The sequence below is a fragment of the Thiospirochaeta perfilievii genome, from assembly GCF_008329945.1.
Taxonomy (GTDB): domain Bacteria; phylum Spirochaetota; class Spirochaetia; order DSM-2461; family DSM-2461; genus Thiospirochaeta; species Thiospirochaeta perfilievii.
In genome coordinates this window covers 1,112,919-1,126,309 of record NZ_CP035807.1, presented here as the reverse complement: position 1 = coordinate 1,126,309, position 13,391 = coordinate 1,112,919, and the positions used below count along the sequence as shown (strand labels likewise).

Sequence of the window (13,391 nt, the reverse complement as noted above, 5' to 3'; positions counted from 1 at the left end):
TTTATACCTCTTCGATAATAAGGATATCCGCCTCTGACTTTCTAAGGGATAGGTGAAAACCTCTTACCTCTAGTTCCACAGGGTCACCCATTGGAGCAATCTTTGTTAGTGTAAACTCTACACCCCTTGTTAGACCCATAGATAGTAGTTTTGTTCTATATTCTGAGTTCCCTTTCTCGTAACCGGTAACTCTTACTCTATTTCCAATCTTCAAATCCTTAACCTTCATAGTCGATTCCTTTTTAAAGTTAGCCTTGGTTAATTTATATTTTTTACAGAACCTCTTTTAGTCCAGCTAAATATATTAAACTGAACTTATTTTATTATATTAAAAAAACTTTTTAAATAGTTTTATTGTTTTATGTTCATTACTATATGGTGGAAATTTTAACTTAGGGTCAAAGTCTCCTTTTTTTAATATACTCTTAGAGTGGGTAAATGTATTAAAGGATTCATAACCATGGTATGCTCCATTACCACTCTCTCCTACACCTCCAAAAGGTAGGTCGTGGGGTATTAGGTGGGAAATTGTATCGTTTATGGAAACACCACCACTTGTTGTTCTATTTAAGATATACTCTATATTTTTTCTATTTTTACTAAAAATATAGAGGGCTAGAGGTTTCCCTTGTTTTCTTATATAAACTGGTACTTCCTCTATATTCTCAAAGGTCTTTATTGGGAATATGGGGCCAAATATCTCGTTAACCATAATTGGGGAGTCATCAGAACAGTTTTCTATAAGGGTTGGATTAATTTTTAGGCTCTCTTTATTACTCTCTCCTCCATAGACTATCTGTCCATCATCTAATAGGTTTACTAATCGTTTAAAATGGTTTTCACTTATTATTTTACAGTAGTTATTAGAAGATATTGGATTGTCTCCATAAAATTCTGTAGTGAATTGTATAAATTTCTGTATAAATGTTTTTTTTATATCTTTATGTATATAAATATAGTCTGGAGCTACACATGTCTGTCCTCCATTTAATAGTTTTCCCCAAACAATTCGCTTTACAGCTCTATTTAGATTAACTTCTTTATCTATAATACACGGACTTTTACCTCCTAACTCTAGGGTAAATGGGGTAAGGTGTCTTGCTGCTGCTGTAGCTACGATTTTTCCAACTGGGGTACTTCCTGTAAAAAAGATATAGTCTGTTTTATTAGATAGAAGCTGGGTTGTTACCTCTACACCGCCAGTTAAAACTGCAATATATTCTGGATCAAAGGCTCTTTTTATAATTTTTTCTGATACCTCAGTTGTTGCCACCGATATTTCTGAGGGTTTGAGTAATACTGTATTTCCACCTGCAATAGCACCTACTAAAGGAGAAAAAAGTAGTTGGAAGGGGTAGTTCCAAGGGGAAATAATAAGGGCTACACCGTATGGGTCTGGTTTAATAAGTGCCTTAGAGGGAAAATTTAGAATACCTGGACTTACTCTTTTAGGTTTCATCCATCTTTTTAGTTTTTTTGTTGTAAGTTTTATCTCACTTAAAACCATCTGGATCTCGGTTAGGTAGGACTCTAATCTACTCTTGTTTAGATCCTTGTCCAGTGCTGTATATATATCGTTTTCATAGTATAGGATACTCTCTTTAAGTTTATTAAGTGCATCAATTCTAAATTTTAATGTTAATGTGTTTCCATTATTAAAAAAACTTCTTTGATCTTCTATAATTTTATCTATATTCATAACCTTTCCTTGCTAAATAGCCATTTGACTGATATTTTATCATAAAAGGAATATTAATGAACAAAAAAGTATTAGAAAGAGAGTATTTAAATTTATTATCTAAGCAATATCCAACTATTGCAAAAGTGAGTACAGAGATTATTAATCAAAGTGCCCTTTTAAACCTTCCTAAGGGTACTGAACACTTTGTATCTGATATTCATGGGGAAGATGAAGCGTTTAATCATGTTTTAAAAAATGGAAGTGGTTCTATAAAAATTAAGATAGATGAAGTCTTTGAAGGAACTCTTTTAGAAAAAGAGAAGAGAACCCTTGCTACAATTATTTATTATCCTAGGCAAAAACTTGCAATGTTATTATCTAATGTAGATGATGGGGACCAGGATGAGTGGTTAAGTGTATTACTTTTTAGATTAATAAGGATGTGTCGTTATACCTCTGCAAAATATACTAGATCTATGATAAGAGAGGCTCTTGATAATGAGTTTGTCCATATAATAGAAGAGCTATTACATGAACAGGAGACCCTTGATAATAAACATGACTATTATAAATCGATAATTGAGACTATTATCTCCACAGGTAGAGCGGAGGCCTTTGTAGTCGCTTTAAGTGAACTTATACAGAGAATGGTTGTAGCCCACCTACACGTAATCGGTGATATTTTTGATCGAGGTTCCGGGGCACATACCATAATGGATAGATTGATGGGTTACCATAAGGTTGATATCCAGTGGGGTAACCACGACATTGTTTGGATGGGGGCAGCAGCTGGGTCCTTTGCCTGTATTGCTAATGTTATTAGGGTTTCCCTTAGGTATGGGAATATTAAGACATTGGAAAACGGATATGGAATTAGTATGTTACCCTTAGCATCCTTTGCTATGGATGCGTATAATGATGACCCATGTACAGAGTTTCAGACTATCTCCCAGGATGATGAATCTATCAGTACAAGGGAGAAATTAGTTCACTCTAGAATGCACAAGGCAATAACTATTATGCAGATGAAGATTGAAGGGCAGGTTATTAAAAGACGTCCAGAGTATGGAATGGAAGATAGACTGCTTCTAGATAAAATGGATTTTAATAGTAAAACCGTAGAGATTGATGGAGTTAAATGTAATTTAATCGACACTAACTTTCCAACATTAGATCCAAGTAACCCATACTCCTTAACCAGTGAAGAGAAGGCTGTAATTAGGAATTTACAACAATCCTTTGTTTATAGTGATAAGTTACAGGACCATGTTAGGTTTCTATTTTCTAAGGGAAGTGTTTATAGTGTGCATAATAACAATCTTCTTTACCACGGCTGTATTCTTTTAAATGATGATGCAACTTTTAATAAGCGTATTGTTGATAATGTAGAACTTGGCCCAAAAGAGTACTTAGACTATGCGGATAAGCTAGCGAGACAGGGGTATTTTTCCACAAACCCAGCTGAGAAGCAGATTGGCCAGGATATGATGTGGTATCTTTGGAGTGGGAAGGAGTCTCCACTTTTTGGTAAGGAGAAGATGGCAAGTTTTGAGCGTTACTTTACTAATAATAAAAAGGTAAGGGAAGAGAAGAAGAATGCCTACTATAAGTTTAGGGATAATGAAGAGGTTTGTATAAATATTCTTAAAGAGTTTGGACTTAATAAGGACGCCCATATAATTAATGGACATGTGCCTGTAGCTGTTAAAAAGGGTGAGAGTCCTGTAAAAGCGGATGGCCGGCTTATTGTTATTGATGGTGGTTTTTCTAAGGCGTATCAGAAAGAGACTGGAATTGCAGGTTATACCCTTGTTTATAACTCATGGGGGTTTATACTCTCTTCCCATAAGGCCTTTGAGTCTACCCAAGCTGCTATAGAACTTGATGAAGATATATACACCTCTAAAATGATATTAGAGAGATCTCCAAATAGAATCATGGTAAAGGATACTGATAAGGGTAAAACTCTAATTAGACATATTGATCTATTAAAAGAGCTTCTGCTTGCCTATAGAAAGGGTGAAATTAAAGAGAGGACTTAATCTTTCTCTCCATTACAATATACTCTACGTCGCTTTTAAAAAAAGTCTCACCAGTACTACTCATTTTAAAGCGATTGTAGAAGTCTTTAGCAGTTATTCTTGCATCACACCACAAATGCGTAACGACTGGCTTTAAGCCCGTAGCATTTGTCCCCGGAGTAACGACTGGCTTTAAGCCCGTAGCATTTGTCCCCGGAGTAACGACTGGCTTTAAGCCCGTAGCATTTGTCCCCGGAGTAACGACTGGCTTTAAGCCCGTAGCATTTGTCCCTTTTAAATCAGATATTATATGTTTAATTAACAGGGTTCCATAACCTTTACCCTGGAACTCAGTAAGGGTTGCGAATTTCCTTAAACGAGCACTATTATTTTCTATAAAAATTGAGGCTACACAAACTAATTTACCATTAAGAAAACCTCCGTAATGGATTCCCTTATAATCATCTTCAAGCTTGCAAAACTCCTTAGGTTTATTAGGCCAAAGAACTTGGTGTCGAATATCTAAAGCCTCTTCAGGAGTAATATTTTTAATATCCATTACGCCTTACCTAATATTGTATCCCTAACTCCCACAGGGGTTTTTGAATCTAAGATCTCAAGAAGGGAGTGTTTATTATTAAGTATTGTTCCAATTGCTGATAGGAACTGAATATGTGGTCCAGGGTTAGATTTAGGTGAGACTATAAAGACTATTATCCGTGTAGGAAGACCATCTAATGAATCAAAATCTACCCCATCCCTACAAAGGGCAACCACAGTTTTTATAGAGCTTACCGAGTCTGTTTTACAGTGGGGTATAGCTATCCCATTTTGAAGCCCTGTACTCATTAACTTCTCCCTCTCAATTACCTCTTTTAATACTTCATCTCTATTTGTTATATCACCATTTTCATATAAAATATCCACAATCTCTTCTAGTATATCACTCTTCTTTTCAGAGTTTAATGAAAGTCTTATTGTATCAGGGTTAAGGGCAGATTTTAGAAGGCTATAGTTCTTTCTGCTCTCTGAGTTACTCTCTAGGATATCTTTTTTCATCTCCTCAGGTTTTGCCATGTCTTGAAGCTTCTTAATACTCTGATTAAGGGCAAGAAGAGCTTCGTATACAATGGTTTTTACAAAGACTAGATCCTCCTTATCGGATATGATCTCTACAGTTTTATAAAAGTGAAATAGGGTAAAGAATATATTATCCTTTCTTAATTGGTATATTTTATCCCCCTCGATCTCCATCTTATGACTAAAGAACCCTTCTCCTGTTAATGCCGTTACAATTTTATCCACAGCTAAGTCGGTTAATGTTCCAGTAGGGAAGTCAAACTTTGTAGATATGGAATTACTACCTTTAATTTCCTTTTTTGTCCCTTTTTTAGGATTTTGCAGTAATTTTGTTAATATAGGTGGAGGAGATATTGTGGATAAAAGGGTCATTAAAACTGCAATACCAAAAATTTCTGAGTTTAATATACCATCACCAACCCCAATTCCTGCAATAATAAGGGCTACCTCTCCCCTTGGTATCATTCCAACTCCAATTCTTAATGCTCCTAACATATTAAAGTTTAAAAATAGAGATGGGATACCACAAGCTAAAAGTTTTGTGAATATGGCGATAATACCGTAGATGAAACCAAGGAAAAGAACCTCTTTACTAAAGAGAATATGAATATCTACCATCATTCCCATAACCGCAAAGAAAATAGGAATAATAAACTCTGCTATAGGGTGAATTGCATCCTGTATAACAAAACTTATATCTGTTTTAGATAGACTTAAACCTAATACATAGGCTCCAATAATTAAAGCTAAACCTGCAGATTCAAAAATACCTGCAAAAATTAATGCTAAAGCTAAACCTGCAACTGCAATATTAACCTTATCTTTAAATAGTTTAAGAAAACTACTTATTTTTGATGCAAATATTAATCCAAGGGCTGTAACACCTAACCAAACTCCAATGGCTTTAAAAGCGATAAATCCAATAGCATTCCAGTCTATTTGTGCATTTGCCTCTCCACTTGATAGTACACTAACTATACCTAGAATAATTGCTAAAATTATAATACCTAAAACATCATCTATAACAGCGGCAGCTAAAATTGTAACCCCTTCAGGGGAGTCGACCTTTCTCTGTTCTGATAATATTCTAGCTGTAATACCAACACTTGTCGCTATACTAAGAACACCTAGGAATAGGGTAACAGGATCCATAAATGTTAGTTTCATAAAGGTCATTGCAAACCATACACCCCCTATAAAAGAGAATATAACACCAGAGATACCTACAACGGCTCCCTTTAGTGAGTATCTCATAAAGAGGTTTAAATCGGTTTCTAATCCTGCGTGGAAAAGCAGAACTATAGAGGCTAAAACAGATATAGCCCATAACTCAGTGGTCACAGGTACATTCCCATGTACTAGGGGGAACAGACCCTCTGTAAAGCCTAAAAATGGTATTCCTCCAAGAAAGTGGGGTCCAATAAATATACCGGCAATAAGTTCACCTAAAACCGATGGCATTCCAAGTTTTGCTAAAAACCGCCCAAAGAATTTGGCAAAAAAGATAATAATACCTAGTTGAAATACTAACATTGTCATTTTATGGGTAATATTATGGGTATCTGTCTGTATCTCACTGGAAAATAGTGGAATTGAAATTAGTAGTAGTAAAAATAGTATAGTTCGTTTTTTATTCATATAAAGCCCTCAAGAATTCGCTATATATACTCTAGTGTATTCTTGAGGTTAAAGCAACAAAATTACTCTTTTACACCACCTAGAGTAAGACCTGTTACAAAGTATTTTTGTAAAAATGGGTAAACAAGCATAATTGGTACAGCTGCTATCATAGTCATAGCCGCCCTAATAGATTTAGGTGTTGTTCCTCCAGACCTTGAACCACGTTTCGCCGCAGCGCCTAGTTTCCCAGCCTTAGAAGAGTTTGTACTTGATAGTTTTTTCATTAACTCATACTGGAGTGTAGTTAACTCCTTCTTTTTTGGGTTAAATAACCATGTATCAACCCATGAGTTCCAGTGATCAACTGCTGCAAAAAGTGCCATTGTTGCCAATACTGGAATTGCCAGGGGTAAAATTATCTGCATAAAAATTCTAAACTCTCCAGCACCCTCAACCTTTGCAGCTTCAATTAAGGATTCAGGTAGACCTATAATATAAGTTCTAATAACAATTATTGTAAATGCTGATGTTAAACCAGGAATCCAGTATATATGAAAGTTATTTAATAAACCTAAACTTCTCATTAAAAAGTAGTATGGAATAAGTCCACCACTAACATACATTGTAAATATCCAAAGAAGGGATAGAGGTTTTCTTAGTGGAAAGCTCTTTCTACTTAAAACATAGGCTATCATAGCACAGGAGAATACCTGGGTTACAGATCCAATTACTGTTCTTAAAACAGAGTTTACAAAACCTGTAAAGAGTTCTGGCAGTCTAAATAGAGTTCTGTAGCTTGCCGTACTAAAAACCCTAGGAAATAGAGTAATTCCACCCTTTGCTGTATCTTGGGCTTCATTAAATGATATAGCAAGTAGATTTAAAAATGGGTATAAAGTTATTATCAATAAAAATATTAAGACAAAAAGCTTAATAGAATCGAAAATTATATTTGAAGTTTTTTCAGTCATTTTGTCCTCCTAGAACAGTGCCGTTTCACCTAGTTTATGGGATATTTTATTGGTTACTGTAATTAAAATAATACTTACTACACTGGCAAAAATTCCACTTGCAGCAGCAAATGAGTATCTTAGTTTATTTAAACCCCACTCAATAGCAAATAGTTCAAATACCTGGGCTACATCCTGTGTAAGACCACTTTTTAATAAGAACATCTGCTCATATCCAGCATTTAACATATAACCAATATTCATAATTAGTAAAATTAAGAAAGTCGCTTTAATACCAGGAATTGTTACATGTATAATTCGTTGAATTCTACTAGCTCCATCAATTTTTGCAGCTTCATATAGCTGACTATCTATTCCAGTCATAGCTGCAAGGTATATTATTGCACCCCAACCGATCTCTTTCCAAACATTTGTCCAACCCATAAGCCACCAGAAGTACTTTTGAACTCCTAACCATAATATAGGTTTATCTATTACCTTAATAAACATAAGGAACTCATTAACCATTCCACCATCAGTGGATAACATCTCTCTAACTAAACTCGCTGTTACAACCCATGAAATAAAGTGGGGTAGGGATGTTATAGTCTGTGTTATACTTTTAAAGTATTTATTTCTTGTTTCGTTTAATAGTATTGCCAGGAATAGTGATGTGGATGTCCCTAAAACAAGTTTTATTGTTGATATTGCCAGTGTATTTCTTATTACTTTTAAAAATAAAGGCTCTGAAAATAGTGCTTTAAAGTGTTTTAAACCAACAAACTCAGATCCTGAAACCCCTTTTAGAGGATTGTAATCCTGAAAAGCCATAATCCAGCCCCATATTGGAACATATCTAAATATTATAAGATGTATAACAAATGGCATTATCATTAATAATAATGTTTTATTTCTTCCTAACTCTTTAAAGAGAGTGGCAGTTTTGCCCTTTCCCATCTTTATTCTCCCAGTATTTTTATTTTATATTGTGAAAATAGTCCCCAGAAAAGGGGACTAAGTAATTTTATTCGTTATCTACACCGTAACCAGCTAATCTTTTGTTAATAGCTTCTTGGTAGAAGTTAGTTTGAATCTCTAAATCTTCATCAGAGATCTGACTCATCCATTCATCCCATACATTTTGGAAATCACCTGGCTCTGCAGTCATTGCAAGTGCACAGTATTTAGTTCTTAAGTCGTAAATTTTAGTTCCTACTAGGTCTTCATCAGAACCTGTAACAGGAGCAATTGACCATAGAGGAGAGTACATCGCTCTCTCGTTACTTGCTGGAGTAAACATCTCATAGAAACTATCTAAACCATAAGCATCAAGAACTTCTTTTTGTGAATCTCTTAAACCCTCTTTAAATACTGAAGGTTGCATACCAAATCTAGTTGCATTTCCATCATCAAATGTTCCGTCCATTGAAGGTAGGAACTCGTAGAAGTATTTTCCACCCCAAACTGGGTAGAACCAGTTTCCGTTCTCGTCCATCTGTTTTACTTGGTCTGCTGTTTTAGCAAATTTACCCTTAGAATCTATAGAGTAATCAACACCTTCAACACCCCATGTAGCTAGTTTTTGTATCTCATCTGTAGCTAAAGTATCAAGGAATTTTATAGCTGCAACTGGGTCTTTACAAGATGTTGTAATGGAAGTTCCTAAACCTGTTGCTAAAGCTTTAGCATAGTGGTATTGATCATCTCCACCATCCCATGTAAGAGGAAGGGCTACAAATATTCTATCTGGGTTTTCATCTTTTAATATCTCTTGAGCCTCATTCATAATCCAGTACTCATCAAATATCCCTAAAACTCTTCCTGAAGCAATTTTTGCAATATATTGATCTTTATCAGCAACAAAACCTTCTGGGTCTATTAACCCTTTGTTAAACTGTTCGTTCATAAATTTAAAGTATTTATACTCCAAGTCTGTTCCATCAAGGGGAGAAACTCTCCATTTACCATTAATTTTGTTGATAATTGGGTTATCAGAGTACATTCCCTCTAAAAGAGGTGCTGCAGTATATAAGTAGTCTCTATACCAGTCATATGTTAAAGGTTCAAAACCAATAGTCTCTTCACCATTAATCTCCGGGTGTTTCATCTTATAGTTTTCAATTAATTTCCAGTAGTCTTCGAATTTTTTAACTTCAGGCCAACCAGCTTCTTTTAAAACTGCTTTTTGAATCCACCAACCCTTATCAGCATCTGTATAGTTAGTCTCTCCATAAGGGATTAGGTCAGGTAGTATATATATATTTCCATCTTCCTCTTTTAAAGCTTCCCAGTACTGGTCACCAAGCATTTTTTTAAGGTTTGGAGCATGGGTTGTAATTAAATCATTTAAAGGTAGTAGAGCACCTGCATTTAAAAATCTATGCTGTTCACCTCTAGCATTAATAATATCTGGGTAATCTCCAGATGCTAGCATTATACCAGTTCTTGTTTGTAGTTCCCCTACAAGGAATTCGAACTCATAATCAACATTTGCTAACTCAGATACTCTATCTCCTACAATAGTTCCATCTGCTGGATAGTCCGGCATACTCTCACCAATAAAAATCGATAAGGTTGTTTTTCCATCTGCACCCTTTTGCTCTTTGTTAGAATTGGCAAAAGACATTACAGAAACAAGTGACAATGCTATTAAAGCGATCAACTGTTTTTTCATTTAAAATCTCCTATTAAATAATTATATTTCATTATCCCCCTACTTATTTTTGCGTGCAACAAGAATAAATATTGAATTTTATTGATATTTACTATAATTAATATGTAAAAATTATATTTTAATGGACTTATTATAGTTTTTTCTGTACTGCTTAGGTGTTGTACTGAATTGTCTCTCAAATTTCTTCATAAAATAATTAACATCCATATAACCTACACTCTGGGCTACTTCGTATATTTTTATATTACTTTGTAATAATAACTTACTGGCTTCATTGAGTCTTAGAGTGTGGAAATAACTATTAAAAGATGTACCTGTCTCCTTTTTAAATACTTGTCCTAGGTAGGCTGGATTAACATTAAATTTATCTGCAACACATTTTAGACTTAAATTCTCTCTAAAGTTTACATCAATATACTCTTTTAGTTCTAAGCCAAGGGAGCTCTTGTTTTTTAGTTTATTAATAATATTTAAAACTACATCCATCAGTCCTTCTATTTTATTTGGAAGTGAATAGAGGTAAATCTGGCTCTCTCTTTTTATTATAAAGTCAGCTTTATGTATAATCTTTTCACTGTCCCCCCCAAGTTTCTGTACACTCTCTAAAACTCTATTAAGAAGACGATTTAGGTGCAGGTAGATTATATGGGCTGATAGGTATTGATCTAAAAAGTAGTTAACTAGATTATTAATACTTCTAGTAACTTCCCCTCTATCTCTATCTAAAACCCCATTTAAAATATCATCTATATATTGGGTCTCACTATATTCATCACAAAAGTCTAGGTGCTGAATATTGTTATAGTCAATTATTATTCCACTCTCTCTGTAATATCTATGAACTGAAGCTATAACGGCCTCATCCATGGAGTCTTTTAGTTCATATAAATTTCTCTTTTTTGTACCTAGGTAGATTGATACTTCCTTTAAAGTCTCTTTATATACAAATGATATTAGATCCATAAGATAGATGTTTATACTGTGGTTATAATCTTTTAACATGGTACTGTGTATCATAAAACCATAACTTCCACACATATGTTTTTTAAGGGATATAGTAGAGTTTGATGGTAGGGTTTTTTGAATTAGCCCTTTAATAGTATCAACAGGTATATTACCCCTTGAATCGACTATTACATAATAAAAACTGATCTGATTATCAATTTTAAATAGTCTCTTAATCTCTGGTAACTCCCTCTCTCTATTTGATGATAAAAGCTGATCAAATTGGGCTTGTAGATATATAGGTTCAGAGTGATGTCTAGAGATTGATGAAAATTTATCCTTTTTTAATTTAATTAAAGCCTCAGTTAATTCATCTTCATCCACTGGTTTTAATAGATAGTCATTTACCCCTAAATTTAAGGCTTGTTTAGCCATAGAAAACTCTCCGTGGCCTGATAATATTATAAACGATATATTTAATTCTTTTTTTACACACTCAGCAGCAAGTTCTAATCCACTCATCTTTGGCATTTTTACATCTGTTATAACAACAGCGGGTTGTAACTCTTCAATTTTTCTTAGAGCTTCAACCCCACTAGCTGCCTCTCCAACAACTTGAAAACCTAACTTCTCCCACTCGATTACAATTTTAAGCCCTTCCCTAATATTAGGTTCGTCATCTACTATTAAAGTTTTAATCATAGGTCTACATTATCTCCCTCTGTTACTGGAATATTTAAGTATATTGTTGTGCCTTGGGTAAGGGTACTTTCTATCTGTAGTGAGAAGTTAGGGTACAGTTTTTTAAGTCTCCAATATGTATTGGAGAACCCTATGTGTCTATTTTCTACTTTGCAATTTGACATCTCAGTGTGAAGTTTAGTAAGAACTTCATCTGTTATCCCTTGACCATTATCTTTAATTGTAACCCTTAAAAAATCATTATCCCTAAATATTGTAATATTAAGTTTCCCATGGTTATCTATATTTTCTATACCGTGAATACAGCTGTTTTCTATAAAGGGTTGCAGACTCAACCTAGGAATATTTAGTACGTATAGAGATTCATCAACATTTATAGTGTAGTTTAATTTATCCCCAAAGCGGTATTTCTGTACTTTTAAAAAGTCGTTAACTATATCTAGTTCTTCTTTTAGGGTTATTATATTTTTATCCCATGATATTGTATGCCTAAAAGATCTTGATAGATGTTTTATTATATTTGCTGTCTCTTTTTCTCCTTTAACTAGGGATTTCATTCTTATGGATTCAAGTACATTAAAAAGGTAGTGGGGATTTATTTGACTAATAAGAGCACTTAATTGAGCTTTATTCTTTGCTAACTCATTGCTATTCTCCCTTATTTTACCCTCTGAGACTTCATTTATAAGGTTTTCTATATGATCTATCATAATGTTATAACTTCTAGATAGTTCGGTAATCTCATCCCCATCTTCTAAAAAGATCTCAACAGGTTTAAAATTTCCTAACCTTACATCCTCCATCCTTCGGGATAAGCGGTATATACGGCTATAAAATGATCTAGATAACATAAAAATAATTAGTGAACCTGATACTAAAATGATAATAATCGGAATAATTATTTTTATACGGTTATTGCTTACAAGGTAGGTATAGTAGCTCTTTTTATACATCAGACCCCTTAAACTCCACTCTGAGAGCATTTTTATCCCAACAAAATTCTTCTCAAAGACATAATCTATACTCTTATTATTAATAGTTTGATATACAACTTCATTTTTATTAGATAGTAGGGATACTCCAAACTCCCTAGGTAGTCCATTAATATGTTCTATTATTTTGTTTATAGGGATATCTGCCTTTAATATGTTATCCCACTTTTTGTCATCCTTAACCCTATAGTCTAGGGTTCGTATAATCGATATATATTCTCGGTTTTCATTGGTATAATATAGGTATCCTGTTTTTTTGCTCTTAGTAAACTCTCTATACCAGAGGGAAGTCTCAACTTCCTTATCTATTCTTTTTATTACAGGGTCCGGCCTATACTTCTTATTTTTTGTGAAAATTGTATATTTTATATCATAGGTACTTAGTTGATTAAGTAGGGAGTTGGTTTTAAATACTTGGTTACGCTCTTTTAAATACTCATTGGATGAGGAGTATGATCCTCTTATAAAATCCGTTAAATCCTTATTTATATAGACCGAATAGATAATCTGTAGAGCACTATTAAACTCATTTTTTATTAATATGGAGGCCTTACTTATCTGGTTCTCAAGATTTTTTCTATCAAAATCTCTATCCTCTAGATATAGATTGTAGGAGAATAGTATATTTATAAACATCATAGGTATAAAAAAACCTAAAATATAAATTATTAGGAGTTTGTTCCTTAGTTTTTGATTTCTGAATGTTTTTAACCCCATACTTACTGT

10 protein-coding genes are annotated in these 13,391 nt (G+C 33.9%); 1 reads left to right on the top strand and 9 read right to left on the bottom strand.

Going from position 1 to position 13,391, the window contains the following annotated elements:
* Position 1 precedes the first annotated feature (1 nt).
* Together EW093_RS05225 and EW093_RS05220 are read right to left on the bottom strand one after the other, a co-directional pair.
* Positions 2-229 (bottom strand): FeoA family protein, encoded by a 228-nt coding sequence (locus tag EW093_RS05225; protein WP_149567383.1) that lies wholly within the window; start codon positions 227-229, stop codon positions 2-4.
* Between the two features lie 99 nt (positions 230-328).
* Complete coding sequence (locus EW093_RS05220) at positions 329-1,699, bottom strand: aldehyde dehydrogenase (protein WP_149567382.1); 1,371 nt, start codon at positions 1,697-1,699, stop codon at positions 329-331.
* Between the two features lie 56 nt (positions 1,700-1,755).
* Between EW093_RS05220 and EW093_RS05215 the strand changes: the two genes are divergently transcribed.
* Entirely contained in the window at positions 1,756-3,723 is a 1,968-nt protein-coding gene (locus EW093_RS05215; RefSeq protein ID WP_149567381.1) for a fructose-1,6-bisphosphatase, read from the top strand.
* Here the strand turns inward: EW093_RS05215 and EW093_RS05210 are convergent.
* The 7 genes from EW093_RS05210 to EW093_RS05180 form a co-directional block, all read right to left on the bottom strand.
* Complete coding sequence (locus EW093_RS05210; RefSeq protein WP_149567380.1) at positions 3,707-4,261, bottom strand: GNAT family N-acetyltransferase; 555 nt, start codon at positions 4,259-4,261, stop codon at positions 3,707-3,709. The two genes, EW093_RS05215 and EW093_RS05210, sit on opposite strands and share 17 nt — an antisense overlap.
* Positions 4,261-6,420, bottom strand: coding sequence for a cation:proton antiporter domain-containing protein (locus EW093_RS05205; protein ID WP_149567379.1), 2,160 nt, complete (start codon positions 6,418-6,420; stop codon positions 4,261-4,263). The genes EW093_RS05210 and EW093_RS05205 overlap by 1 nt, the downstream gene beginning before the upstream one ends.
* 62 nt (positions 6,421-6,482) lie before the next feature.
* Positions 6,483-7,373, bottom strand: coding sequence for a carbohydrate ABC transporter permease (locus tag EW093_RS05200; RefSeq protein ID WP_149567378.1), 891 nt, complete (start codon positions 7,371-7,373; stop codon positions 6,483-6,485).
* A 9-nt stretch (positions 7,374-7,382) separates the two neighbouring features.
* Entirely contained in the window at positions 7,383-8,309 is a 927-nt protein-coding gene (locus EW093_RS05195; RefSeq protein ID WP_149567377.1) for an ABC transporter permease, read from the bottom strand.
* Between the two features lie 67 nt (positions 8,310-8,376).
* Positions 8,377-10,026: a type 2 periplasmic-binding domain-containing protein gene (locus EW093_RS05190; protein WP_149567376.1), complete on the bottom strand. Its 1,650-nt coding sequence runs from the start codon at positions 10,024-10,026 to the stop codon at positions 8,377-8,379.
* A gap of 111 nt (positions 10,027-10,137) precedes the next feature.
* Positions 10,138-11,673, bottom strand: a complete 1,536-nt coding sequence (locus tag EW093_RS05185; protein WP_149567375.1) for a response regulator — start codon at positions 11,671-11,673, stop codon at positions 10,138-10,140.
* Positions 11,670-13,382, bottom strand: coding sequence for a sensor histidine kinase (locus EW093_RS05180; RefSeq protein ID WP_149567374.1), 1,713 nt, complete (start codon positions 13,380-13,382; stop codon positions 11,670-11,672). The genes EW093_RS05185 and EW093_RS05180 overlap by 4 nt, the downstream gene beginning before the upstream one ends.
* Between the last annotated feature and the right edge of the window lie 9 nt (positions 13,383-13,391).

What these genes read in the sequence shown, in the direction of transcription:
- EW093_RS05225 (WP_149567383.1), bottom strand. Translation starts at nt 229, where the DNA reads ATGAAGGTTAAGGATTTGAAGATTGGAAATAGAGTAAGAGTTACCGGT.
- EW093_RS05220 (WP_149567382.1), bottom strand. Translation starts at nt 1,699, where the DNA reads ATGAATATAGATAAAATTATAGAAGATCAAAGAAGTTTTTTTAATAAT.
- EW093_RS05215 (WP_149567381.1), top strand. Translation starts at nt 1,756, where the DNA reads ATGAACAAAAAAGTATTAGAAAGAGAGTATTTAAATTTATTATCTAAG.
- EW093_RS05210 (WP_149567380.1), bottom strand. Translation starts at nt 4,261, where the DNA reads ATGGATATTAAAAATATTACTCCTGAAGAGGCTTTAGATATTCGACAC.
- EW093_RS05205 (WP_149567379.1), bottom strand. Translation starts at nt 6,420, where the DNA reads ATGAATAAAAAACGAACTATACTATTTTTACTACTACTAATTTCAATT.
- EW093_RS05200 (WP_149567378.1), bottom strand. Translation starts at nt 7,373, where the DNA reads ATGACTGAAAAAACTTCAAATATAATTTTCGATTCTATTAAGCTTTTT.
- EW093_RS05195 (WP_149567377.1), bottom strand. Translation starts at nt 8,309, where the DNA reads ATGGGAAAGGGCAAAACTGCCACTCTCTTTAAAGAGTTAGGAAGAAAT.
- EW093_RS05190 (WP_149567376.1), bottom strand. Translation starts at nt 10,026, where the DNA reads ATGAAAAAACAGTTGATCGCTTTAATAGCATTGTCACTTGTTTCTGTA.
- EW093_RS05185 (WP_149567375.1), bottom strand. Translation starts at nt 11,673, where the DNA reads ATGATTAAAACTTTAATAGTAGATGACGAACCTAATATTAGGGAAGGG.
- EW093_RS05180 (WP_149567374.1), bottom strand. Translation starts at nt 13,382, where the DNA reads ATGGGGTTAAAAACATTCAGAAATCAAAAACTAAGGAACAAACTCCTA.